This is a genomic window from Paenibacillus sp. LHD-38 (assembly GCF_031157315.1).
GTDB lineage: Bacteria > Bacillota > Bacilli > Paenibacillales > Paenibacillaceae > Pristimantibacillus.
Window position 1 is genome coordinate 135,868 of record NZ_JAVIFU010000004.1, and the last position, 24,764, is coordinate 160,631.

General features: G+C 49.3%; 22 protein-coding genes. 21 read left to right on the top strand and 1 reads right to left on the bottom strand.

The window, feature by feature from the left end; genetic code table 11:
- Positions 1-56 precede the first annotated feature (56 nt).
- From purH to RCO25_RS05295, 15 genes are all read left to right on the top strand, one after another.
- Positions 57-1,604 (top strand): bifunctional phosphoribosylaminoimidazolecarboxamide formyltransferase/IMP cyclohydrolase, encoded by a 1,548-nt coding sequence (gene purH / locus RCO25_RS05225; protein ID WP_308995076.1) that lies wholly within the window; start codon positions 57-59, stop codon positions 1,602-1,604.
- A 136-nt stretch (positions 1,605-1,740) separates the two neighbouring features.
- The gene (purD, locus tag RCO25_RS05230; protein ID WP_308995077.1) at positions 1,741-3,006 is read left to right on the top strand and encodes a phosphoribosylamine--glycine ligase; all 1,266 of its coding nucleotides are present in this window, start codon (positions 1,741-1,743) and stop codon (positions 3,004-3,006) included.
- A gap of 219 nt (positions 3,007-3,225) precedes the next feature.
- The gene (locus tag RCO25_RS05235) at positions 3,226-4,392 is read left to right on the top strand and encodes a polysaccharide deacetylase family protein (protein WP_308995078.1); all 1,167 of its coding nucleotides are present in this window, start codon (positions 3,226-3,228) and stop codon (positions 4,390-4,392) included.
- Between the two features lie 30 nt (positions 4,393-4,422).
- Positions 4,423-5,868, top strand: coding sequence for a hypothetical protein (locus RCO25_RS05240; protein ID WP_308995079.1), 1,446 nt, complete (start codon positions 4,423-4,425; stop codon positions 5,866-5,868).
- Positions 5,869-5,893: 25 nt separating this feature from the next.
- Positions 5,894-6,754, top strand: coding sequence for a response regulator transcription factor (locus tag RCO25_RS05245; protein WP_308995080.1), 861 nt, complete (start codon positions 5,894-5,896; stop codon positions 6,752-6,754).
- Positions 6,751-8,145, top strand: coding sequence for a sensor histidine kinase (locus tag RCO25_RS05250; RefSeq protein ID WP_308995081.1), 1,395 nt, complete (start codon positions 6,751-6,753; stop codon positions 8,143-8,145). Before RCO25_RS05245 ends, RCO25_RS05250 begins: the two co-directional genes overlap by 4 nt.
- A gap of 343 nt (positions 8,146-8,488) precedes the next feature.
- Complete coding sequence (gene phnD, locus RCO25_RS05255; RefSeq protein ID WP_308995082.1) at positions 8,489-9,427, top strand: phosphate/phosphite/phosphonate ABC transporter substrate-binding protein; 939 nt, start codon at positions 8,489-8,491, stop codon at positions 9,425-9,427.
- 2 nt (positions 9,428-9,429) lie between these two features.
- Positions 9,430-10,176 (top strand): phosphonate ABC transporter, permease protein PhnE, encoded by a 747-nt coding sequence (gene phnE, locus RCO25_RS05260; RefSeq protein ID WP_308995083.1) that lies wholly within the window; start codon positions 9,430-9,432, stop codon positions 10,174-10,176.
- Between the two features lies 1 nt (position 10,177).
- Positions 10,178-10,945, top strand: a complete 768-nt coding sequence (phnC, locus tag RCO25_RS05265) for a phosphonate ABC transporter ATP-binding protein (RefSeq protein WP_308995084.1) — start codon at positions 10,178-10,180, stop codon at positions 10,943-10,945.
- Between the two features lie 16 nt (positions 10,946-10,961).
- Entirely contained in the window at positions 10,962-12,014 is a 1,053-nt protein-coding gene (gene selD, locus RCO25_RS05270) for a selenide, water dikinase SelD (RefSeq protein ID WP_308995085.1), read from the top strand.
- Between the two features lie 27 nt (positions 12,015-12,041).
- Positions 12,042-13,085: a tRNA 2-selenouridine(34) synthase MnmH gene (mnmH, locus tag RCO25_RS05275; RefSeq protein ID WP_308995086.1), complete on the top strand. Its 1,044-nt coding sequence runs from the start codon at positions 12,042-12,044 to the stop codon at positions 13,083-13,085.
- Positions 13,086-13,179: 94 nt separating this feature from the next.
- Entirely contained in the window at positions 13,180-14,001 is an 822-nt protein-coding gene (locus tag RCO25_RS05280) for an alpha/beta hydrolase (RefSeq protein ID WP_308995087.1), read from the top strand.
- Between the two features lie 252 nt (positions 14,002-14,253).
- The gene (locus tag RCO25_RS05285) at positions 14,254-15,327 is read left to right on the top strand and encodes a DUF3048 domain-containing protein (RefSeq protein ID WP_308995088.1); all 1,074 of its coding nucleotides are present in this window, start codon (positions 14,254-14,256) and stop codon (positions 15,325-15,327) included.
- A gap of 221 nt (positions 15,328-15,548) precedes the next feature.
- Positions 15,549-16,160, top strand: coding sequence for a DUF47 domain-containing protein (locus RCO25_RS05290; RefSeq protein WP_308995089.1), 612 nt, complete (start codon positions 15,549-15,551; stop codon positions 16,158-16,160).
- Positions 16,161-16,184: 24 nt separating this feature from the next.
- On the top strand, positions 16,185-17,180 hold the full coding sequence (locus RCO25_RS05295) for an inorganic phosphate transporter (RefSeq protein ID WP_308995090.1): 996 nt from the start codon (positions 16,185-16,187) through the stop codon (positions 17,178-17,180).
- A gap of 557 nt (positions 17,181-17,737) precedes the next feature.
- Here the strand turns inward: RCO25_RS05295 and RCO25_RS05300 are convergent.
- Positions 17,738-18,265, bottom strand: a complete 528-nt coding sequence (locus RCO25_RS05300) for a tyrosine protein kinase (protein ID WP_308995091.1) — start codon at positions 18,263-18,265, stop codon at positions 17,738-17,740.
- A 235-nt stretch (positions 18,266-18,500) separates the two neighbouring features.
- Here RCO25_RS05300 and RCO25_RS05305 point away from each other — a divergent pair, with 235 nt between their 5' ends.
- From RCO25_RS05305 to RCO25_RS05330, 6 genes are all read left to right on the top strand, one after another.
- The gene (locus RCO25_RS05305; protein ID WP_053372669.1) at positions 18,501-18,791 is read left to right on the top strand and encodes a YerC/YecD family TrpR-related protein; all 291 of its coding nucleotides are present in this window, start codon (positions 18,501-18,503) and stop codon (positions 18,789-18,791) included.
- An 11-nt stretch (positions 18,792-18,802) separates the two neighbouring features.
- Positions 18,803-19,585 carry a sirohydrochlorin chelatase gene (locus RCO25_RS05310; RefSeq protein ID WP_308995092.1) on the top strand — a complete coding sequence of 261 codons (783 nt, stop codon included), beginning with the start codon at positions 18,803-18,805 and terminating at the stop codon, positions 19,583-19,585.
- Between the two features lie 64 nt (positions 19,586-19,649).
- Complete coding sequence (locus tag RCO25_RS05315) at positions 19,650-20,558, top strand: diacylglycerol kinase (protein ID WP_308995161.1); 909 nt, start codon at positions 19,650-19,652, stop codon at positions 20,556-20,558.
- An 80-nt stretch (positions 20,559-20,638) separates the two neighbouring features.
- Entirely contained in the window at positions 20,639-22,135 is a 1,497-nt protein-coding gene (gene rlmD / locus RCO25_RS05320) for a 23S rRNA (uracil(1939)-C(5))-methyltransferase RlmD (RefSeq protein WP_308995093.1), read from the top strand.
- An 828-nt stretch (positions 22,136-22,963) separates the two neighbouring features.
- Positions 22,964-23,842 (top strand): carbohydrate ABC transporter permease, encoded by an 879-nt coding sequence (locus tag RCO25_RS05325; protein ID WP_308995094.1) that lies wholly within the window; start codon positions 22,964-22,966, stop codon positions 23,840-23,842.
- A gap of 17 nt (positions 23,843-23,859) precedes the next feature.
- Positions 23,860-24,690: a carbohydrate ABC transporter permease gene (locus RCO25_RS05330; protein ID WP_308995095.1), complete on the top strand. Its 831-nt coding sequence runs from the start codon at positions 23,860-23,862 to the stop codon at positions 24,688-24,690.
- Positions 24,691-24,764: the final 74 nt, after the last annotated feature.

The window sequence follows — 24,764 nt, forward strand, 5'->3', positions numbered from 1 at the left end:
AAGGCACTATTTTCGGATAAGCAAAGGTTTGGTCAAATAGATGAGGAGGTATTTGCGTGGCAATTCGTAGAGCGTTAATCAGTGTTTCCGACAAAACGGGAATCGTGGAATTTTCCAGAGACTTGGCAAGCCAAGGCGTGCAAATCATTTCGACGGGCGGTACATTCAGTCTGTTGCAGCAGGAAGGCATTCCGGTTATCGGTATTTCCGATGTAACGGGCTTTCCGGAGGTTTTGGATGGTCGTGTCAAAACACTTCACCCGGCCGTACATAGCGGTTTGCTTGCGGTGCGTGACAATGAAGAGCATCAGAAAACGATGAAGGAGCTTGGTCTGGATTATATCGACCTTGTTGTCGTTAATTTATATCCGTTCAAAGAAACGATCGCTAAGCCTGATGTTTCCTATGAAGATGCGATCGAAAACATCGATATCGGCGGCCCGACTATGCTTCGCTCTGCTGCCAAAAACCACGCATTCGTAACCGTTGTAGTTGATACTGCCGACTATGGCACGGTTATTGAAGAATTGAAAGCACAAGGCGATACGACGCTTGAGACGCGCAAACGCCTGACTGCCAAAGTGTTCCGCCATACAGCGGCTTATGATTCCCTTATTTCCGATTACCTGACCAAGCAAGTGGGCGAGTCATTGCCTGAGACGTATACGGTAACTTACGAGAAAGTACAGGATCTGCGCTACGGCGAGAACCCGCATCAGAAGGCTGCTTTCTACAGCAAGCCGCTTGCTGCGGCAGGCAACGTTACGACTGCCGAGCAGCTTCACGGCAAAGAGCTTTCTTACAACAACATCAGCGACGCAAACGCGGCGCTTGCTATTCTGAAAGAGTTCGACGAGCCGGCTGTTGTGGCCGTTAAGCATATGAACCCTTGCGGCGTAGGCATCGGGGCAACCATTCACGAAGCCTATCAAAAAGCATACGCAGCGGATCCAACCTCGATCTTCGGCGGTATCGTCGCGGCTAACCGTACGATTGGTGCCGACACGGCTGAGCTGCTTGGCGGTATTTTCCTTGAAATTATCATCGCTCCTGACTTCACGCCAGAGGCGCTTGAAATTTTGACGAAAAAGAAAAACATCCGCTTGATGAAGCTGGGCGAGCTTACTGCGGCTGGCGAGCGCAAGCCGGAATGGCTTGTTACATCGGTTGACGGCGGCATGCTCGTGCAAGAGAGCGACGTACACGGCATAACGGAAGCGGATCTGAAGTTCGTAACGGACCGCAAACCAACAGCAGAAGAGCTGAAGCAGCTTCTATTTGGCTGGAAAGTCGTGAAGCATGTGAAATCGAACGCGATTTTGCTTGCGAAGGATGATATGACGATCGGCGTTGGCGCAGGCCAAATGAACCGCGTTGGCGCGGCTCGTATCGCGATTGAGCAAGCGGGCGAGGCGGCAAAAGGCGCAGCTCTTGCTTCGGATGCATTCTTCCCAATGGGAGACACGGTTGAGCTTGCGGCAAAAGCGGGTATTACCGCAATCATTCAGCCAGGCGGCTCAATCAAGGACGAAGAGTCCATCGCAGCGGCTAACGCGAACAACATCGCTATGGTGTTTACAAGCGTGCGTCACTTTAAACACTAAACGAGCAATAGGCAGCCGCACGTTAACGACAGAGAGCTGGCGAGGGCGGCGGCTGCAGCTGTTTTAAAATATAAGAATGTATAAAGGACGGCGACAGCCGTTTACGCTTGTATAGTTATTTAGGAGGTTAACGATTATGCGTATTTTGGTAGTGGGCGGCGGCGGACGCGAGCACGCAATCGTATGGGCGCTTAAGAAAAGCGAGAAGGTAAAAGAAATTTTTTGTGCGCCGGGCAATGCCGGCATTGCGCAGCTTGCAGAAGTGGTGCCGATTGCGGTCAGCGAGTTTGACGAGCTGATCCGTTTTGCAAAGGATGCAGCGATTGGTCTTGTGTTTGTAGGTCCGGATGACCCGCTTGCGGATGGCATCGTAGATGCGTTCGAGGCAGCTGGAATCGCAGCATATGGTCCTCGCAAAAACGCGGCGGAAATCGAAGGCAGCAAAATTTTCATGAAAAATCTGCTGAAAAAGTACAACATTCCAACGGCGAAGTATGAGACGTTTACCGATTATGAGACAGCTTCCGCATACCTTCGCGAGCAGTCCGCGCCTATCGTTATTAAGGCTGACGGCCTAGCTGCCGGCAAAGGCGTTACGGTTGCCGCAACGCTTGAAGAAGCCGAAAAGGCGCTGCGCGAAATGATGGTCGATAAGGTGTTTGGCCAAGCCGGCACGCAAATCGTTATCGAGGAATGCCTAGTCGGACAAGAAATGTCGATCCTTGCTTTTGTTGACGGCGAAACCGTCCGCGCGATGGTGCCCGCACAGGATCACAAGCCGATTTTTGACGGCGACAAAGGGCCGAATACAGGCGGCATGGGAACGTATACGCCGCTGCCGCATATCGATCCAGCCATCATCGAGGATTCCATCCAGAACATCATTATTCCTACGGCAAAAGCAATGGTTAGCGAAGGGCGCCCGTTCCGCGGTGTATTGTTCGCCGGCCTTATGATTACGCCGGACGGTCCAAAGACCATCGAGTTTAACGCGCGTATGGGCGATCCGGAAACGCAGGTCGTATTGCCTCGTTTGCAAACGGATCTGATTGATATCGTGCTTGCATCGATTAACGGCAACCTCGATCAGCTGGATATCCAGTGGAGCGACGAAGCAGCGGTGTGCGTGGTTGTAGCATCGGAAGGTTATCCCGCTTCATATCCGAAAGGCCGTGTCATTAGCGGTCTTGCAGAGGCGGAAGCACAGGGCGCATTGGTGTTCCATGCAGGTACAGCCGAGAAGGACGGTCAGTTCGTAACGAACGGCGGACGCGTGCTGGGTATCGTCGGACGCGGTCGCGACATTGCTGAGGCTCGTGCCCGCGCATACGAAGCGGTTAGCGTCATCGACTTCGAAGGCAAGCAAAACCGTACGGACATTGCCGCAAAAGCGCTGGTTTAAGTCCATCATTGAATGAAGGCCAATGCCCCGCGATGCTCACCTAGAGCAGCGCGGGGCATTGGTTTTTTTGCGTGCGGGGCCCGACAGCTATAGCTGTCAGGCTCTTTTTTTATGCCCAATTATGTCAGATTTGCACGAAAGGTGTTACTAATTTGTAACTCTATCAATCTGCTCCAGCGTTACAATGAATCTATCAGCGAGGAGTAGAAGGTGAATGAGATGAAAAAGGCAAAGCGGCATGGTCCAAAGCTATTGGTTTGGATGATGTTTGCGGCAGTAACGGTATGGCTTAGCGGATGCTCTGCCAGCCAAACGATTAATTCGCTGCTGACAGGCAGCGCTTGGACGGGTCCGCAGGCAGAAGGCTCGAGCGGCGAAGGCGATGTTGTTATCATTGACCATACCGGCGGGGGCAGCTCGGGAAGCGATGTCAGCCAGGGCAATCTGACAGGCAAGCCACCTAAGACGCAGGATGAAGGCAGCATAGGAGCCCAGCCGGGTGACGACAAGCCGGATTCGGCAGCCACAGAGAAGCCAGATTCGAGCGTCACAGATAAGCCGGATGCTGATCCGGACAATGCAGGAGCAGAAGTGACCAACGAGCCGGAACAGGCTGGAACAGAGCAGCCGGACGCTCAGGCAGCGGAGAAGCCGGAAGCAACGCCAACCCCTAAGCCGGATGCAGCGGCCACGAGCGAGCCTGTCACGCAGACCACAGTGAAGCCGGATACGCCGGTGACGAACAAAACGGATACTTCTGCAGAAGAGCTGGATAAGCCCGATAAAATGGCTCCGGCAGTAAAGCCCGGCAAAGGTGAGAAATATATTGCCTTGACGTTTGACGACGGTCCGGACCAGCGTTATACGAATGATATTTTGGACATCCTGAAGGAAAAAGAAGTAAAAGCAACATTTTTTGTCGTCGGACAGCAGGTCAAGAAAAATCCTGAAGTGCTCCAGCGTATTGCGGAGGAAGGACATGCAATCGGCAATCATACTTACAACCATAAGGATTTATCTAAGCTGAACAAGCAGCAAATGATCGAGGAAATCAAAACCTCCGATGCCGTGATCAAAAAAACAATCGGTTTTACGCCGGCTATGGTCCGTGCTCCATACGGCGCCGTATCGGATATGCTGAAGTTTGTATTGAAAGCCAACAGCCGCGAATTAGTGGGCTGGAACATCGATACGCGTGATTGGGCGGGTACATCCGCAGCTAATATGAGCAAAATGATTAAGAACGAGGCAAAGCCGGGTGGTATAATATTAATGCATTCTTTTGGCAGCAAAAATATTAAGAACACGGTACAAGCGTTACCGGGCATTATTGATGATTTAGTAGAAATGGACTACACATTGGTGACTGCCGATCAACTGGTTTAACAGGGTTAAAGGTACGAGGAGGCTGTAAAGTTGGATAACGGAAGTTATACGAGAGCCAAGCATAGACGAGGACAAATCATGCGATGGGGCATTTTGCTCTGCGGCATCCTAATCCTCCTATGCTTGGCTACAGGCTGTCGTTATACAGCCGCACCTGCAGATCTCCTGCAGAAGCCGGCTATTGCGCCGGAAAAGCAAGCGATCGTACAGGCTATCGAAGAGAATCTGCCGGCTTACAGCAAGCTTACGCTCCCTCTTCGAGAGGATCATATGGAAGCGATTCGTCTAATTGACGCAGACGGGGACGGTACGAAAGAGGCCGTCGTTTCTTATTACAATGAATACAGCTCACCGGAGTTAATGGTGTTTAAATATACATCGGGCCAATGGAAGCCATGGGTGCTCGTGCAGCAGCCGCTTGCTAGGCTTATCGATTGGCTGAAAATCGAGGATCTCGATAAGGACGGCCATATGGAAATTATGATCGGATGGATCGGAGCTTTCGACAGTCCCAACGTGCTTGAGATTTATTCGTTCAACACAAAGCCCGTACGGGGCGATACGGGCAAGCTGATTCTGAAGCCGGTGGAGACGCTGCCTTATTCTTACGGGGATACGGGCGACATCAATGAGGATGGGCGTCTGGAGCTTGCGATCCTCTCAGAGATCGGAACGAGCCAGGAAATGGCTATGCCCGAATATCATTTAACGCTCTACAATTGGAAAAACGGGGGCATGCAGGAACTCTACACGGAAAATCTGTATAATGATGTTAATAATTATGACCGTTTAATCATTGGACGGATATCACCTCGCCATAGAGGGATTATTTTGGAGGCGTCGACCGGTGCCCACAGCACCTATACGGCGATGTATGTTTGGGAGAGAAACAAGCTTCGGCTCGTTTTCCCAACGGGCGCAAAAGGGCAAGAAGGGTTGAGCGGCACACCTACGATGAGCAAGGATATAAATGCGGATGGCATATTGGAGCTGTCATGGGCAAGAGAAGCGCCTGGGTATGAGGACATTTCCTATGCCGAGTCCAAGTGGTTGAACGAATGGATGCAGTGGGACGGCAAAAAGGGTTTTGAGAAAATTACGGAAGAATTTACGGATTACCGCTATGGCATACAGCTGCGGATTCCAGAGCAATGGATAGGCCGCTACACGCTGCATAGCTCGAATGAAGCGCATGCTTTCGTAGCGATTGACTATTGGAATGAGAAGTTAAACATGACGTCCGATCTGGCCACATTATATGCCGTACCGCTGAAGCAGTGGGAAAGCGTAGAATCGGAGTGGAGGCAGCAAGGAAAGTCCTATCGGCAGCTCTTGAAGGACAGCGGCAATATATTTGCGGTTTCGTTCGTAAAGGAAGCCCCGGCGAAGTGGCCGGAAGCAGAGCGTCAAGCGTTTAGCGAAATGGCAGGGGTGGAAGCGGAGCTTGCTTCTTCACTGACCATTCGAAACGATTAAGATAGAAAAGCGGGTGGCCTGAGCGATGCGTATATTATTGTTGGAGGACGAGGAGTCCATCCGCGGCTTCGTCCGCATTAACCTGAAGCGTAACGAAATGGAAGTCCTGGAAGCAGAGACGGGAGAAGCGGCGTTGGCTCTCGCTGAGACGGAAGGCCCGATCGACATTGCGCTTCTGGACGTTATGCTGCCTACGATCAGCGGATTCGAGGTATGCGAGCAGCTGCGTGCCCGTTATCCGCGCATGGGTATCATTATGCTGACGGCAAAGTCGCAGGAAGAAGATAAAATACACGGGCTGGAGCTTGGCGCGGACGATTATGTGCAGAAGCCCTTCAGCCCGGGCGAGCTCATTGCGCGCATTAAATCGCTTTATCGGCGTATGAAGCCGGATACGGCGGCGGATCAGGAGCAGGCGCGGGTGCATGAGAACGAGGCAGGCGCAGCTGCCGAGAGTCTTTCCGTTAATAAAGCTGACGATGCGTTTGAAGAAGCCGCTGGATCCAGCTTGACAGCAATCCCGCATGCACAGCCGCCCATGCAGTCATCTTATCCTCCCTATGCCACCATGCATCCAGAGCTGGTGGTGCTGCCGTTTCGCCTTTCTGTGTCGGAGCGCAAGCTGTGGAAGCGCGATCAGGAAATTATTTTGACGCCAACGGAATGGACGCTGGTCAGGCTGCTGATGGAGCGTGTAGGCGAGAGCGTCAGCCGCGATCATATTTTGACTGAGGTATGGGGCAGGTACTACGTCGGCGATCTCAAGGTGGTTGACGTAAACATACGGAGAATTCGCCAAAAAATCGAGAAAAACCCGTCTGATCCGGCTTTTATAGAAACGGTTTGGGGCTACGGCTATCGGTGGAAGCGGGGCGTCGACGAATGAAAAGCGTACAAACGCGCATGGTATGGAGCTATTTGCTGCTCATCGTGCTTGTCGTCAGCGTACTCGGCGGCGTGTTTGCCGCATTGATGTGGAACTACTATTATGGAAGCGCGCAGAGCTCCGTTAAGCAAAGAGCGGAATCCGCGCTAACGCTGCACAGCCGTTCCCTATCCTCCCTTACGGTGCAGGACCAAGGCGATTATATGCTGCAATACATGGTGGAGAGCGGAACGAGGCTCCAGCTGCTTGATAGCACGGGCCAAATCCGTATCGACTCCGACGGCTTCGCGCCGGATATCCGTTATACGACGGCAGACGTAAAATCTGCAATCGCAGGAGCTACCGGAAGCTGGAGAGGCGTCGATCCGTATTATGGCGAGCGCGTGATGTCCGTGACCATTCCGCTCTGGAATGAAACGCGCGTCGTGTCGATGCTTCGGTACTCGGCTTCGCTTGGACAGGTGGATGCGATGGTAAGCCTGCTTATTCGAATGGCTGCTGCAGTCGGTATCGGGGTTGTGCTGCTGTTTCTTGGCCTAAGCTTGTTTCTGGCACAGCGAATCGTCAAGCCGATTCGCGAGCTAACGAGAGCGGCCCGCTATATGGCGGAAGGAGATTGGACGCGCCGAGCCATTCAGCGAAATGACGATGAAATCGGTCAGCTTGCAGAAACGTTTAATGTCATGGTTATGGAGCTTAGCAAGCGCGAGAAGCTGAAGGATGATTTTATTTCATCCATATCCCATGAGCTGCGCACGCCGTTAACGTCGATAAAGGGCTGGAGCGAGACGTTGAAGGAAAGCGAGCCTACAGAGGATGACGAAGAAGTTAAGCTGGGCTTATCTATTATTAGCAAAGAGACTGAGCGTTTATCGGGTCTTGTCGAGGATCTGCTCGATTTCTCGAAGCTGTCGGCGCGAACGATGGAGCTGCACAGCGAAGTGCTCGATTTCAACGGCCCGGTGAAGGAGACGGTCAATCAACTTGCGGTGCGTGAGGAGCATACCCGCGTACGGATTCTTGCCACCTACGGGAAGAGCCCGATTGTCGTTCGCGGAGATGCGAACCGTTTGAAGCAGGTGATTATTAATTTGATCGACAATGCGCTTAAATTTACGCCGGCGGGCGGTACGATCCGCGTAGTTACGAATGCGGAGCAGGATGTCGCGATGCTCACCGTATCGGATACCGGCTGCGGGATTGAAGCGGAAGATTTGCCGCATGTTACGGAAAAGTTTTATAAGGCCAATACAGGACAAGGCGGTTCGGGACTCGGACTCGCAATCTGCAAAGAAATAATTGAGCTCCACGGCGGTCAGCTTACGATTGACAGCGAACGTGGAGCAGGTACGATCGTGACGATTCGAGTGCCGCTTATGCATGAGGAGTAGATTCCAGCCTCATTCATTTGCGCCGCTCTGATCGTCATTCTTTATAGAAAAGCAGTTTGCGCTTGGCAATCACATAAGCGATTGCAATGACGATCCCTAAGATTAGCATTAGGGAAAGCCAATTCTCCTTCATCCATTCAATCCATAAAGGCATGGGAGTACCTCCTCGAATCATTTTGATACCTTTAGTAGTTCCCGGGAACACTCCAGAATATTGATGGTATTCTTATATTGCGGCATCGAATTAGGGGGCTAGCTAGAAGCTCTTTCCTTCTTTTACGACAGAAATTGTGTTAGGCTCAGATATTGACTAGAAATTTGTACTTAGGAGGAGAAAAGAGAAATGTTCCAAAGAAGACAATCCTTTTTGGTATTAACATGTCTGCTGATCTCTTGCATGCTTATGGCGGCTTGCAGTCATACGGAGAAGAGGGATGGGGGCACGTCGGCAAATCAAACCGAGAATAGTGAGAAACACGCAGAAATGCTCATCGGTGTTATTCCGGCTCAAGGAAGCAATCAGATGGAGCTCGGTGCGGACAAGCTCGCCAGCCTATTGACAGAGAAGCTGGGGTATAAAGTACACGCTGAGGTATATCCGGACTATAACGGTGTAGTGGAAGCGATGGGTGCCGGTAAGGTGCAAATGTCATATCTGGGCCCGCTTACGTATGTGGAAGCCCATGAGCGGTATGACGTCAAGGCGATTGTGACACAGCTTATTGCCGGAAAGCCATTTTATTATTCCTATTTGATTGCGCCTGCGGATTCTGCTTACAACTCACTCGATGATGTCGTAAACAACGCGAAAAATATCCGTTTTGCATTTGGCGACATTAGCTCGACATCGGGCAGTCTTATTCCTGGCATAGCTCTTAAAAAAACCGGCGTGTTCAAATCCCAGCAGGAGCATGCTTTTAAAAGCATTACCTATACAGGGGACCATACGGCAACCGCGCTTGCTATCCAAAATAAGCAGCAGGATGTAGGAGCTATAGACAGCGCCTACTACAACAACTTGGTTAAGCAGGGGAAGATCGACGGAGAACAAATTAAAACCATTTGGCAGTCGGAAGAACTTTTCCAATACCCATGGGCTGTAGTAGACAGCATGACCGATGCCGATATTGAAATCATTCGGGAAACGATGCTCGCAATTACGGATGCCGATATTTTAAATGCTTTCGGTGGAGCAAGCGGATTTACAAAAGCGAGTAATGAGGACTATGCGTCAATCCGGCAAGCCGCAATAGATGACGGACGAATCAAGCCAAGGGAATAAAAGTGAAAAAAACGGTTATTGTCGCGGTAGTTGTCGCTCTGCTCCTATGGTCAGGAGCGGGAGTTGATTTTTCAGCGGGATCGTTCGGCGATCTCGGAAATTCGTTTCGCTTTATCGCGGAGCATTGGTTCCCGATTGATTTATCGGATTGGCGGATAGCGTTGAAAGCGATGCTTGACACGCTGGAAATTGCTGTTTTCAGCACGCTTGCTGCTGTACTGATTACTTTTCCTTTGAGTTTTCTAGCGGCAGTGAATTGGGCGCCGTATCGATGGTTGTATGATTCCACACGATTCCTGTTTAATTTCTTACGCTCAATTCCGGAACTTGTATTGGCTCTGATCTTTATTCCGACGTTAGGGCTCGGCCCGATGCCTGCAGTCATGGCACTGATCATCCACAATGTCGGCGTGTTTGGAAAATTAATATCCGAAACGATCGAAGCAATGGATGATGGACCGCAGGAAGCCATGAAAGCACTTGGCGGCACAAGGCTTCTTGTGGCGGTTTATGGTATTATTCCACAGATGGTTCCGCTCATCTTATCTCAATATTTTTATCGGCTTGAGGTGGCGATTCGAACGACCTTGATTCTGGGTATTGTCGGAGCTGGCGGGCTAGGCCAATTGATCTATAACGATTTCAAGCAATTCATGTATCAAAAGGTGACTTTTGAGGTTCTGCTAATTATGATTCTGGTCACGGCCGTGGATTACCTCGGCGCAATGATCCGAAAGCGGGTGAAATAATTTGCTTGAACTAAAAGGAATTAGTAAACGGTATAGGGGAGAGAAGACATCAGCCTTAGATTCAGTTGATTTGCGTATTATGCCAGGGGAATTTGTAGCTGTGCTTGGCCGCAGCGGGGCAGGGAAATCGACGTTGATTCGCTCTATTAATAGACTTGTCGAGCCGGATGCCGGTGAGATCTTATGGGATGATCGTTCAATAACGGGAATGAACGCGAGTGATTTACGAAGCATCCGCAGTGAGATTGGAATGATATTTCAACATTTTAATCTGCTGCCAAGACTGTCTGTAGTGACAAACGTTATCGCTGGCCGGTTTGCGGATATGCCAAGGTGGCGCAGCCTTACGGGCATGTATTCAAAGCAGGATCGGAAAGATGCGCTTTCAGCGCTTCTGGAGGTAGGACTCGAGGATTTGGCAAAACGGCGAGTGGATAGTTTGAGCGGCGGGGAAAAGCAGCGCGTGGCTATCGCTCGCGTGTTGATGCAGCAGCCCACTTTTCTACTGGGCGACGAGCCTATTTCAAGTCTGGATACAGTCACGGCGGAGAGGATCATGACGTACATCGCAAGGCTGCATCTAGAGCGGGGGATGACAATCATGCTCAATCTGCATGATGTATCCATAGCGCGAGCATACGCGACAAGAATAATCGGTATAACAGCAGGGCGCATAACGTTTGACGGTACACCGGATCAATTAGGCAGCGCAGAGATGCATTTGATCTATCCGCCGGACGAGAAGGATGGCGTTTACAATTTAAGCTAGAAGGGAAATGATATGCATGTCACAAGACAATAGGATCAAATTGACAAGTCTTTCAAGCAAGGGGGGCTGTGGTTGTAAAATCGGACCTGCCGATCTCTCTGAGGTGCTTCGGAACCTTCCAATTTCGGAACCGAATCCTAATTTGCTAGTTGGGCTGGATACAAGCGATGATGCCGGTGTATACAAGCTGAATGATGAGCTTGCTCTTGTGCAGACGCTTGATTTTTTTACCCCGATTGTAGATGATCCGTACTCTTTCGGCCAAGTTGCGGCAGCGAACGCGATCAGCGATATCTACGCAATGGGAGGCAAACCGCTCACTGTACTAAACATCGTTGCTTTTCCGATAAGCACGCTCCCAAAGCAGGTTTTGACCGATATTCTACGTGGCGCTGCGGATAAAGTGAAAGAAGCGGGAGCAACACTTGTCGGCGGACATTCCATTGATGACAAAGAGCCGAAATTCGGGCTTGCGGTTACAGGACTTGTTCATCCTGGTAGAGTGCGGACAAACGCAGGAGCAAAACCCGGTGACAAGCTGATTCTAACCAAGCCGATCGGAGTAGGCATTCTCACGACATCCATCAAAAAAGATCAGTTAACTGATGAAGAGATTAACCGGGTTATTGAGGTAATGGCCACATTGAACAAAACAGCTGCTGAGACGATGGAACCTTTTGACGTTCATGCATGCACAGATGTAACCGGTTTTGGCCTTCTGGGCCATGCTTCTGAAATGGCTAAGGGCAGCCATGTCGGCATTCATATGTTCCAAAAAAGAGTGCCAGTGCTGCCGCGCGTTCGTGAATTAGCAGAAGCGGGCTTCGTGCCAGGCGGTACAAAAAATAACTATGCACATCTCGAAGGTTCGATTTCATTCTCCGAAGACCTTGATCAAATTGACCAATGGATACTTTGTGACGCAGTTACATCGGGCGGCTTGCTGATTTCAGTTGACTCGGTGCAGGCGGAGACACTGCTGGACAAGCTGCGCGCTGCCGGTGTGGACGCGCATCTCATTGGTGAAGTTACTGCCGAATATCCTGGACAAATCATTGTAACTTCCTAGAACTACATTAAAGGAGCTGTATACGACATGTTTCAGGATCTGACAGTAGCTGAACTCCTCGAGCTTCATAAAAAAGGAGAAGCTCAGTTAATTGATGTCCGCTCGCAGTCTGAATTTGCGGAATCTACGATTCCGGGCAGCATAAACATTCCGCTTTTTGACGATGCCGAGAGAGCAGAGGTAGGCACGTTATACAAGCAAGAAAGCGTGGATGCGGCCAAAGACAGAGGACTGGAAATCGTATCGCGCAAGCTGCCTGATTTTATCAGGACAATTGCGGGAAATAGCTTCCCGCACAAAATTGTGTTTTGCTGGCGCGGAGGAATGAGGAGCCGAACATCAGCGACTCTCGCATCGCTCATGGGTTTAAAGATGTACCGCCTAAACGGAGGTTTTCGCGCTTATCGCAGATGGGTTGTCGAGACATTGGAAGGCTATACGGAGCTGCCTCCCTGTTATGTCATTAACGGGTATACCGGAACAGGAAAGACAGAGCTGCTAATCCGTTTACAAGAACGGGGTTACCCTGTTATTAATCTTGAATGGATGGCAGAGCACCGAGGTTCGATTTTTGGTCATATTGGAAAAACGCCAAGTAATCAAAAAACGTTTGAATCACGATTAGTTCATGAACTTATCCGATTGAGAAATGCGCCCTATTTAATCCTGGAAGCGGAAAGTAAACGTGTGGGGAAAGCGGTATTGCCTGAGTTTCTGATAAAAGCAAAAGAAAAAGGGACAGCGATATTTATTGAAATTCCGGACGAGCAAAGAGTTTTGAATATTATAAACGATTACAAGCCGCAGGAGAATAAAGAAGAGTTTATGCGCTCTTTCGAACGGATTGAGAAGCGCATCCATACGCCCATTGCCGCTGAAATCCGCAGTTCGTTGCAGGAAGACAGGTTTAATGATGCTGCTAAACTGTTGCTGCTGCATTACTACGACTCGCGATACCAATATGCGACGGATCAGTATGAACAAGTAAGAATGACCGTGACCGCGGCCAATTTGGATCAAGCTTTTGATGAGATCATCAGGAAGCTGCCTAACCTGCCTCTAAGTGATTGACAGGTGAAGAACAGTGATGCTATTATGGTTTTAACATAAATTCATAGTATACAGGTAGGAATTATTATATATAAGCTAACAGGAGGTTATCGGGATGGAAAAGCACTTGACGCTGCGACATAACGAGTTAGAGCTTGCGGCAACGCTGCATTACCCCGCAGACGGAATTAAAAATGAAACAGAGAAAAGGCAAGCCATTATCATATGCCATGGCTTCATTGGCTCTCGCATTGGCGTTGACCGATTGTTCGTGAAGACTGCTCGTGCGCTTGCAGCGCAAGGCTCTTACGTTCTGCGCTTTGATTACGGCGGCTGCGGAGAGAGCAACGGAGATTACGGTGCTCTCGGCTTCGATTCGATGATCGACCAGACCAGAAGCGCGATCGATTATGTGGCAAGCATGGAGTGCGTCGATCCGCGCCGTATCGTATTGCTCGGCCACAGTCTTGGAGGAGCGGTTGCGATTATGACAGCCGTTAAGGACAAGCGGGCAAAGAGGCTGGTGCTTTGGTCCCCGGTAGCCTATCCGTTTAATGATATTGTACGTATCGTGGGACGCAGCAGCTATGATAACGCCGTTACGACAGGCATCTCTGATTATCAAGGGTATACACTGCAGCCCGTATTCTTCGAATCGCTGCTCCAGCATCAGCCGTTTCAAGCGGCAACGAGATTTGGGGGCGAGGTGCTGCTTGTGCACGGCACGAGCGATGAGCTGATTCCAGTTGACTACAGCTTCCTCTACCAGAAGGTGTTCTGGACCCGCAGCGAGGGCTTATGCGATAAGGAAATTATTTTTCAAGCGAATCATACGTACTCTGCCCGCAGCCATCAGGAGGAAGCGATCCGCGTCACCACGGATTGGTTGAACGGTCTTGAGAAGCAGCAGGAGGATTGGCATCACTGGAGTATCTAAGCAAATGGAAGGCTAAAAGGGGCAAGCTCACAGATAATATGAGCTTGCCCCTTTATTCGGTTTGACGTCTGAATCTTCAAGCCCTCCTTATACGCTTACTGGTAGAAGATAAGGTTACCATGTGAAATTATTGATTTTTCAACCGAGAAGCAGCATTTTTTGTCGAGACATCCTCTGTGAATTGTGTTTAAATGGAAGAAGTATGAAACCGAATACAAGCTAAGCTTAGCGGGGAAAAGGCAGGGTTATCGTATGGACAAACCAATCCGAAATACGGCAGCAGCGCTGCTATTATCGATTACCATTCTCCTTGCGTCATGCAGCGGAGATAACGGCGGAGGCAACACGACGCAGCCAACAAATGAAAATAACGAACCGACGAGCACGACAGAGCCTGTATTTGAGCCGACACCGCTTCCTTATGATGCGCCGTTAACCGGCTTGAAGCTGGAAAAAGCCGCGGAGGCAAGGCCGATTGCTGTGATGATTAATAATTTTGCAGCTGCTCGTCCGCAGTCCGGACTGACGAACGCCGACGTGATATGGGAAGTGCTTGCCGAAGGCGGTATTACGCGGTTAATTGCGGTATTCCAGTGCACGGAAGGATTGACCGATTCGATTGGTCCGATCCGCAGCATCAGGCCTTATCTCATTGATATCGGAGACAGTTACGGAGCGATACTTGCTCATGCAGGCGCAAGCAACGACGGTTATGATGTGCTGCAGCATCAGGGCAAGCCTTATTTAGATGAGATCTCGAATGCAGGCAGTTATTTCTGGAGGAGCAAGGATCGGAAAGCGCCGCATAACTTGTATTCAAGCTTAGAGAAGCTGCGCACGGGTGCGGAGAAGAAGAAATACAACTTGGATAAACAGGTGCCTCCGTACACGTTCGCGGAAACGGGCTCCGCAGAGGCTGGGGTTCCGGCATCTGATATTACGATTTCTTTCCTGCTCAAAGATTACAGCGTAGGCTATGTATATGACTCGGCTGCCGGTTTGTATAAACGCTCCATTGGCGGCAAGCCGCATATTGATTTGAACAATAATGAACAGCTCTCGGGGACGAACCTGGTCGTGCTCGGAGCGGATCATGAGACGCTGGATAATGCGGGAAGGCTTTCGGTCGATATGACAAGCGGAGGCTCGGCAATGCTGTTCCAGAAGGGCAAAGCCATTGAAGCGGAATGGGTCAGGGCTCCTGACGGAATGGTTCGGATTGTGAAGAATGGGGTAGAGCTGCCATTCGTTCCCGGTAAAACCTTCTTTCATATCGTGCCGAACAAACCGACATTTGAGGGGCATGTATCTTGGGTACAAATGTAGCACTTTGGAAACACTGTTAACAGGCGTTAACGGATGAGCTTCCTGGGTATATAGAAAGGACGCAATCTGTAAAGGGATTGCGTCTTTTTTATATTTATTATGAAAATCTAAAAGTTTTCATAAAACCTTTACATTCTCTTAACAATTCGCATGTAAACTATGTTAAGATATTGTGGGCTCAGCAGTGCGCCTAAACATCAAGTCGGGTAAAGGGGATTACGATGTTCAAGAAAAAGGATATTTTCTTTAAGACGTTCGAAGAAATGGCTGACTCTATCGTCGAGGCTGTTGAGTACTTCGCCAAAGGGCTGTCAGACTTATCGGATGTATCAGCTTTCGCCAAAACCATGAAGGAATACGAAAGCAAATGCGACAAACATGTGCACACGATTCTGAAGGAGCTGAACAAAACGTTCATCACTCCAATCGAGCGCGAAGATATTATGGCCCTGACGAGTTCGCTTGATGATGTGCTTGATGGCATAGAAGCGTGTGCTTCTCGTTTTGAAATGTACAACATCCGTGAGAAGGACGAGTACATAACCCTGTTCGGCGACATTCTTGTTCGTTCATCACACCAAATCAAGAAGGCGATTTACTTGCTGACTGAGCGTAAGCTGCTTGCTATTCGCGAGCCGAATATTGCGCTAAACGAGCTGGAGAACCAAGCGGATGATCTGCTTCGGGTTTGCATTAAGAGCTTGTTCACGAACGTCAAAGATCCAATTGAGCTGATGAAGCGCAAAGAGATTTACGAGATGCTGGAGCAAACGACCGACTACTGCGAAGATGTTGCTAATACGCTGGAATCGATCATTATGCGTAACAGCTAATCTGGAGAGTAGGAGTCTTAAACAATGGATTTAATGGTTCTATGGATTGTAGTATTTCTAGCGCTTTCGTTTGATTTTATAAATGGATTTCACGATACGGCCAATGCCATTGCGACTGCGGTATCCACTCGGGCATTAAAACCTAGAGTCGCAATCATCCTGGCGGCTGTTATGAACTTCGTTGGCGCCATAACCTTCACGGGTGTTGCCGCGACAATCGGCAAGGGCGTTGCTAATCCGGCTGAGCTGGAGCAGGGCGTTCCAATCGTTATCGCTGCCTTATTGTCCGCGATAGTATGGAATTTGCTCACTTGGTGGTTTGGCATCCCGTCCTCATCCTCGCATGCTTTGATCGGCTCTCTTGCGGGCGCGGTTATCGGCGGAGCAGGTATGAGCGCGATTAACTCCGGCGGACTGATCAAGATCGTACAAGCATTGATCTTTTCACCGCTGATTGCGTTCACTGCTGGTTTTATCATCATGTGGATACTAAAATTGGTGTTCGCCAAATCAAGTCCGCATCAAGTGAATAAAGGGTTTCGTTTTGGCCAGATTCTTACGGCTGCGTTCCAATCGTTCTCACACGGTACGAATGATGCGCAGAAAGCGATGGGTATCATCGTATTTGCGCTTGTAGCATCCGGCGTTCAGTCGACGATGGACGTTCCGCTCTGGGTTAAAATTTCCGCAGCGACAGCAATGGCGCTCGGTACTTCGGTCGGCGGCTGGAAGATCATCAAGACGATGGGTACAAAAATTTTCAAAATCGAGCCGATCAACGGTTTCGCAGCTGATATCGGTTCCGCTGCAGTTATTCTGACGGCAACCATGATTCACCTGCCGGTAAGTACAACGCATGTGATTACCTCTTCGATCCTCGGCGTCGGCAGCGCAAAGCGCTTCTCTGCTGTAAAATGGGGCGTTGCAGGCCGTATCATCATTGCGTGGATCATTACCATTCCGATTACGGTCGTAATGGCTATGATATTCTATTGGATTATTCATTTCTTCTTCCTGTAAGAAGAATGACCTGAGATAGTGAGGAAAACCTCACTCGCCATGAGCCTTTGGTTCATGGGGAATGAGATTTACCTCACTATTTTTTGTGTTCTCTTGTGGACAACCATTATCGAAATTGCGCGAAATTTGCGTGTATACACATAATTAATAACAGCTGTGTATGGAATCGCTGCGGCGACAACAGTAATAAGCGGCGATATGGGAAATGATGTTGTGGATGAGTGAGAGCTGAAGCAGTAAGCTCTCCAAAATCAATAAGATATACACATCGAATGAACAGCTGTGCATGGAACGTAATCGAGATGCTGCCGAAGCCTGTCGAAGGTTGCACTTGTGCACAGGCGTTTTTGAAAAACAGCGATCGTTGTTCAAAATCCTGTGGATAGCTTGGCGAAAATCTTATCCACAGGCGAATAAGTTGATTTTCTTGTGTGTGAGAATGTGAATAAACCATCGCAAGCAAAACACCCCAAATGCAGCGCGTTGCGCTGCAATCAGGGATGCTTCACTTGGGACGATGTAGGTTAAATATATCCAAACCATACTCTTGCGGGAGGTTATCGACGGCGTTTTGGCTTGCGGCGGCGAACTCCGTTGTTGCTTGAGCCGGAGCTTGGCTTGCGACGCTTTCGGCGCTTTGGTTTCCATTCGCCGTCGTCATCATCGGAATCGGACGATGACTTTTTGCTGAAGGAGCCCATGAGCACTTTGACCAGCGGCGCCATTTGGGAGACGCTGGACATGACCTTTTGGACTTTCGTAACCGTTGTAAGAATACCGTCAATACCGCCAATCCGATCGATGTAACCTTTGATTTCACCTAGGCTGGCAAGGGAGAAGCCGCCTGCTTTGGAGCTGGCGGTCGTTTCGATTAACTCAGCTGTTGATTCCGGTATAACGGCGGGCAGGATATCCTGCGTTTGCGGCGATGGTGATGCCGGCGGCATCGTCGGCAGGTCTCCGCCAAAGTTGAAGCCGCTCGACTTGGCGCCGGACGATTTGCTTGGCGGGCCTTGCGTAAGCCGTTGGCCGCCGTGCCAATCGTATTGCTGGTTGCCGTTACCGGGGTTATTGCGATAATTCACACGGATCACAACCCTTCTTTTATAACAGTCTATGGTGTAGGCGAACATACGGATTGGACGAATGCCCCGGGTACCGGATTTTTTCTGGATAAATGCCCTGTGCTTGTATGCGTCGGCGCTTCAAAACGGCGCCGTGGTCATCTTCCACTCTGTGATGCGTGAATACGGTAATGTTTGAAAAAAACGGTTAAAAAAGATACAATAGTAACATTAGTTTTAATAGGAGTGAATTCACATGCAGCTCAAAAAGCTGAACGATAAAGCAATAGATCAATTATTCGAAGCGATTCTAACATTGAAGTCGGTAGAGGAATGTTATGTGTTCTTTGACGATTTGTGCACAGTGAATGAAATCCAGTCGTTATCCCAAAGACTTGAAGTAGCGCGTATGCTCGGCAAGGGCAGTACATACAACGCAATCGAGGCAGAAACGGGTGCCAGCACAGCAACGATTTCAAGGGTGAAGCGTTGTTTGAACTATGGTAATGACGGATATAAAATGGCTTTAGAACGTTTGGGAAGGTAGGTAAACCTTCAATGAAGCCAGGCATTCTCGTGATTAGTCACGGCTCCAGAGAAGCTGCGTGGGTCAAGCTGGTCGATGATGCCGTCATTGCGGCAGCGGCTTCGCCGTGCTTATCAGATATTCCTATTGTGTCGTCCTTTCTCGAAATTATTGAGGGACGGCTTATTCAGGATGGAATCGATGAGCTTGAACGCCAAGGTGTAACGGACATGTATGTCGTGCCGTTCTTCATTTCGTCTGGCAGCACGCATGTGGATGAAATCGGGCAAGCATTTGGTTTGCCTTGGCTTACGGATCTGGAGGGAGACCTTGGTACCTTTCGCGTATCGGCAAACGTACGCTACGGTCTGCCGATCGATGATGATCCGGAAATTGCAGAGCTGCTTGCAGCGAACATAGCGGAATTATCCACGGAACCAGAGAAGGAAGCTTTGCTGCTTATTGGACACGGCAGCAAGGAAAAGATGTTTCACGAGCGCTGGCAGGAAGGCCTGCTGAAGCTCGGCGAGCGGCTGCGCGCACTAGGCGGATATAAGCGAGCAGAGTACGCGATGCTGCTGCCCGATCAAGCCGCGGCGAAGCTTGCAGAGATGCAGGCCGCAAACCCGGGGGAAGCGGTCATTGTTGTACCGCTGTTTCTGAGCCGGGGTTATTTTACAAACCATGTAATTCCGACTCGACTAACAGGACTAGAGTATCGATATAACGGTAAGGCAATGCTTCCTAATCAGGCGATTGAAAGATGGCTGGAGCGTCAGATGCTGGAGGGCCTGCAGCGTTTGAATGAAAAGTAGAGAGCATTCTTTTATTCATAGAAGCTAGGTTGAATGGATGGTTAGGAGTGGAGCCGAGATGGCAATCAAACGGGCGAGACTTATTTATAACCCGACATCGGGAAGAGAAGAAATGAAAAAGCGTCTGCCTGATATTCTTCAGCGGCTTGAGCAGGGCGGCATTGAAACGAGCTGTCACGCGACGATCGGAGAAGGAGACGCAACGCTTGCGGCAGCGGAAGCGGCGGATCGCGGCTATGACATGATCATTGCGGCGGGCGGTGACGGCACGCTGTATGAGGTCATTAACGGTCTCACGAGCAAGCAGAACCGGCCTCCGCTCGGCATACTGCCGGTGGGCACAACGAATGATTTTGCACGGGCGATGGGCATTCCGAAGCACTGGGAGTACGCCGTCGACCTGATTATTCAACAATACAGTCGGCCGATTGATGTCGGTAAGGCGAATGAGCGTTATTTTATCAACATTGCCGGGGGCGGCTCCTTGACGGAGCTGACGTATGATGTGCCGAGCAAGCTGAAGACGATGATAGGCCAGTTGGCTTATTATATGAAGGGCATGGAGAAAATGACCCGCCTTCGTCCAACCGAGCTGACCTTTCAAGCCGCTGGCGTAGGCGAGTTCCACGATGAATTCATGATGTTCCTTATCTGCAACAGCAACTCGGTCGGCGGCTTCGAGCGGTTAGCGCCAGACTCTAAGCTGGATGACGGCTTATTGGATGTGCTGCTTATCCGTAAATGTAACCTGCCTGAGTTTATTAAGCTGGTCACACTGGCGCTGCGCGGCGAGCATTTGAATGATCCGCATGTGATTCATTTCCGGACGGATGAGCTTAAAGTAACGACGCCGGATTACGTGCAGATTAACCTCGACGGCGAATATGGCGGTGTGCTGCCATGCACGTTCTCGGTGTTGCCTTCGCATTTGCGGATTTTTGCGGATGAGACCGGTGAATCGACTTACCGTTAAGAACGGTTGAATGCGGGAATTAGGGAATAATGGATAGCAATAAGTAAGCAACAGCATTGAAGATAGAGCGGAGAGAGTTTATGAACAAAGGCAGAAGCAGAGGCGGCAAAGGGAGAGCGCGCGGCGCGGCTGGTGTGAGTGCGAGTGCGGCGGTCCCGGTAGATGCTCCTTTTCAGAAAAATGAAGAAGTCACCGTCGATATCATCGGCTTGACGCATGACGGAGAAGGGGTAGGCCGCGCTGACGGCTTTACCCTTTTTATACAGGGGGCGCTTCCCGGTGAACGCGTGCGCGCCAAGGTGATGAAGGTCAAGAAGCAATACGGCTATGCCAGGCTTGAAGAGCTGGTGCTGAAGAGCCCTTCGCGCATTGAGCCGCCTTGCGATATTTATAAGGAGTGCGGCGGCTGCCAGCTGCAGCACTTTGATTACCCCGCGCAGCTGGAGTGGAAGCGGCAGCATGTCGTGGACAATTTGGTGCGGATCGGAAAGCTGCATGTGGCGGGAGAAGGCAGTCTTGCGGATGGAAAGAGCGTTTCAGAGGGAATCATCGTACATCCTACGGTTGGCATGGACGAGCCTTGGCGCTACCGGAACAAAGCTTCGGTACCGATCGGAGTGAGCGCTCATGACGGGCAATTGATCGCGGGCTTCTACGCACGCGGCAGCCATCGAATTATTGATATGGATGATTGCCTAATCGAGCATGAGCATAACGACGAGGTGATTCGCGTCGTGAAGCGGATTAGCCGGGAGCTGGGCGCTTCGCCATACGATGAACAATCGGGCCGCGGCGTGCTGCGCCATGTCATGGCGCGGACGGGTGTCGTGACGGGTGAAATCATGGTTGTGCTGGTGACGAACGGCAAGAAGCTGCCTCAGGCGGAGCAGTGGGTTAAGCGTATCCGCGAGGAGCTGCCGGGCGTAAAGAGCATCGTTCAGAACGTTAACGAGCGGAACACGAACGTCATTTTTGGCGATGAGACTCTTGTTCTCTGGGGAAGCGAGGTCATCTATGATGAGCTCGACGGTATCCGCTTCGCGATCTCGGCGAGATCGTTTTATCAGGTTAATCCGATGCAGACGGTTGAGCTTTACCGCAAAGCCGTGGAATATGCCGGATTGACAGGAACGGAAACGGTAATTGATGCCTACTGCGGAATCGGCACCATATCGCTGTTCCTTGCTCGGCAGGCTGGGCGCGTTTATGGCGTGGAGATTGTGCCGGAAGCCATCGAGGATGCGGCTCGCAATGCAGCGTTGAACGGCATATCCAATGCTTCTTTTGAAGCTGGGCCAGCCGAGGTTGTCATTCCCCGTTGGCGCAAGGAAGGCATCAAGGCGGATGTGATCGTCGTTGATCCGCCTCGCAAAGGCTGCGATCCCGCATTGCTCGAGACGATTCTGGCGATGCAGCCGGAGAGAGTCGTTTACGTGAGCTGCAATCCTTCTACGCTGGCAAGAGATTTGCGCGTGCTTGAGGACGGCGGATACCGGACGGATGAGGTTGTGCCTGTGGATATGTTCCCTTGGACGGTCCATGTGGAGTGTGTGGTCAGGTTAACTCGTGAGGGTTAATACAGAGAGTAAAAAACCTGATATCTGTTGGGTTATGGGGTGTAGTACAGAATAGTGATAGTGGCAGTACAGAGGTTGTAAGCGTTATGTAATATTGTACAAAATAATCGTAATTCAACATAAAAAAACTTCAAAATGACGCTAGGAAGAGTTGATCCTAAGCGTCATTTTTTTTGTCCTGAAATCTGATTGGTAAACAAGGATTCAAACTTATCGGGAGCTGATTGATCACCCGAACGGAGTGCATGACCACAGCAGATGTATGCATTAAGCCATTACTTGTTTTCCTAGCCTTTAATTTTGCAGTTGACAATTGATAGAAAAAGCCGGGTTAAAATTGGGGGAAATGACTGTTCTTTAGCAAAAGGTTATTCAATCGAACAACGGTGGAATGCGGGTTCAGGGGTTGTTTTTTAGCTTGTGAACAGAGGATTGAAAAACATCCCTTTCTAATTATTAGTTGGGATGTATTGGCGGATTTAGTTGCGGAGCGGGTGAAGGCCTGCTTCTTTTTTTTGACAATATACGCATATGGGGCAGCTATAAACCAGTCTTCCTTAGTTCCCCCCCCGTTCCTGACCCATAACCTATTGCGCCTGAAAGTTTTTTAGCGGTTTATAGGGTTAGGCTCAGTAAAAAAAGAATTATTGCATAATAATTACAGTTTATGGATAAATTTACGGCGTATAGTAGCAATCAAGATTTCTAATCCAGCAAAAATAATTTTAAAGCTGCATAAATCGTTGGATGCTTTATGATGTTAAATTGTTGATAATTGGTTTATTACCTCATTAAAGCTCATTCACAAAACAAAGGAGTTGCATGGCCATGAAAACTTGGAAGGAATCAGCAACGGGATATATATTTATCGGCCCCATGATGCTAGGGGTGGTGGTGCTTACCATTATTCCGTTGATCGCTACAATTCTGCTAAGTTTAGTGGATTGGAACTTTGTAAGCGGGCTGAACCAAATGAAGTTTGTCGGTCTGGACAATTTTATTAGATTGTTTAATGACGATACTTTCTTTACAGCATTTAAAAATAATATATTGCTGCTTATTGTCGTGCCTGCCACGATGCTGTTTTCTCTACTCATTGCGATTGTGTTGAACAAAAAAGTGTTTTTTAAAGATGCTTTTAAAGTAATCTATTTTATGCCGTATATTTCCAGTATAGTTGCTGTAGCCGCCGTATGGCGAGTATTAATGCACCCTACGTACGGCCCGCTTAATGAATTTCTTAAATCCATCGGTATTGATAACCCGCCTCTATGGTTGGCTGACTCTGATTTCGCCCTGTTGTCGGTCATGATTATTATGGTCTGGGTTCAAATCGGTTATAACCTGATCATCTATATCGCAGCGCTTCAAAATATCCCGAAGGATCTGTATGAAGCCGCTAATATTGACGGTGCAAGTGCATGGGAGCAGTTTCGCAACGTTACCGTCCCTATGCTCTCGCCCACATCATTTTTTCTGCTCGTCACCGGCGTGATCAGTTCGTTTAAAGCATTTGACCTCATAGCCGTTCTAACCCAGGGAGGACCATCCGATTCCACCTCGGTAATTGTTTATTATTTGTATGAAACAGCGTTTATTAATTTGAAATCAGGGTATTCGTCCGCGATGGCTGTGGTATTGCTAGCTTTTGTTCTTCTTTTGACAGTCTTTCAATGGCTCGGTCAAAAAAAATGGGTTAATTATTAAAAAAGGGGGAACATTGCATGCGATCAGATAAACTATCAAAGATTGTAATCACCATCATCATGGGAGGCATCGGGATCTTTTTCCTAATGCCGTTTCTATGGATGGTTTCCGCTTCGCTCAAGCCGGAAATGGACGTATTTAATTACCCGATTCAGTTGATTCCAACAACTTGGCGTGCCATAGAAAACTATACGGAGGTATGGGCGGGTGACTTTTCGTTTGCTCTCTATTACTGGAATTCGATCAAAGTTACATTGTTGACGACGGCGACCTCCGTCATTGTATCCGCCATGGCGGGTTATGGATTCTCTAAAATTGCTTTCAAGGGAAGAGAGAAAACATTTCTTGTCGTTTTGATCACTTATATGGTCCCGCATCAAGCCTTTCTTGTTCCGCAATTTATTATGTACCGTTGGTTCGGACTCTTTGACATGCATCTTGGACTGATTCTCCTGGGAAGCTTCAGCGTTATCGGCACCTTCTTGCTTCGCCAATTTTTCATGGGCGTTCATAACGAATATATCGAATCAGCACGTATCGATGGAGCGGGACACTTCCGGATTTTCATCAGTATTGCGATGCCGCTTGTCCGGCCCGCCATTGCCACGTATGCGATCTTGCGTTTTATCTGGACTTGGAATGATTACCAAAACCCGCTCATATTTTTGCGGTCGGAAAATTTATTCACTATACAGCTTGGTATTCGGAAATTCGCAGACATTAACGGTGAATTCTATTCACTGATTATGGCTGGAGCCGTATCGGCCATTTTGCCTCTGCTCATTATATTTATCATCGGTCAGAAGAATGTCATTGAGGGTATTGCTGCGGGAGGTGTTAAAGGATAAGAAATAACAGTTTGGACAATACAGGTTTATAAGTGGAATGAATTCGTATAATTAAAATCAATCAAAAGGGGATG

Bases quoted from the DNA above. Each gene is read 5' to 3' on its own strand.
- purD (WP_308995077.1), top strand. From the start codon at position 1,741: ATGCGTATTTTGGTAGTGGGCGGCGGCGGACGCGAGCACGCAATCGTA.
- RCO25_RS05235 (WP_308995078.1), top strand. From the start codon at position 3,226: ATGAAAAAGGCAAAGCGGCATGGTCCAAAGCTATTGGTTTGGATGATG.
- RCO25_RS05245 (WP_308995080.1), top strand. From the start codon at position 5,894: ATGCGTATATTATTGTTGGAGGACGAGGAGTCCATCCGCGGCTTCGTC.
- RCO25_RS05250 (WP_308995081.1), top strand. From the start codon at position 6,751: ATGAAAAGCGTACAAACGCGCATGGTATGGAGCTATTTGCTGCTCATC.
- phnD (WP_308995082.1), top strand. From the start codon at position 8,489: ATGTTCCAAAGAAGACAATCCTTTTTGGTATTAACATGTCTGCTGATC.
- selD (WP_308995085.1), top strand. From the start codon at position 10,962: ATGTCACAAGACAATAGGATCAAATTGACAAGTCTTTCAAGCAAGGGG.
- mnmH (WP_308995086.1), top strand. From the start codon at position 12,042: ATGTTTCAGGATCTGACAGTAGCTGAACTCCTCGAGCTTCATAAAAAA.
- RCO25_RS05280 (WP_308995087.1), top strand. From the start codon at position 13,180: ATGGAAAAGCACTTGACGCTGCGACATAACGAGTTAGAGCTTGCGGCA.
- RCO25_RS05285 (WP_308995088.1), top strand. From the start codon at position 14,254: ATGGACAAACCAATCCGAAATACGGCAGCAGCGCTGCTATTATCGATT.
- RCO25_RS05290 (WP_308995089.1), top strand. From the start codon at position 15,549: ATGTTCAAGAAAAAGGATATTTTCTTTAAGACGTTCGAAGAAATGGCT.
- RCO25_RS05295 (WP_308995090.1), top strand. From the start codon at position 16,185: ATGGATTTAATGGTTCTATGGATTGTAGTATTTCTAGCGCTTTCGTTT.
- RCO25_RS05305 (WP_053372669.1), top strand. From the start codon at position 18,501: ATGCAGCTCAAAAAGCTGAACGATAAAGCAATAGATCAATTATTCGAA.
- RCO25_RS05310 (WP_308995092.1), top strand. From the start codon at position 18,803: ATGAAGCCAGGCATTCTCGTGATTAGTCACGGCTCCAGAGAAGCTGCG.
- rlmD (WP_308995093.1), top strand. From the start codon at position 20,639: ATGAACAAAGGCAGAAGCAGAGGCGGCAAAGGGAGAGCGCGCGGCGCG.
- RCO25_RS05325 (WP_308995094.1), top strand. From the start codon at position 22,964: ATGAAAACTTGGAAGGAATCAGCAACGGGATATATATTTATCGGCCCC.
- RCO25_RS05330 (WP_308995095.1), top strand. From the start codon at position 23,860: ATGCGATCAGATAAACTATCAAAGATTGTAATCACCATCATCATGGGA.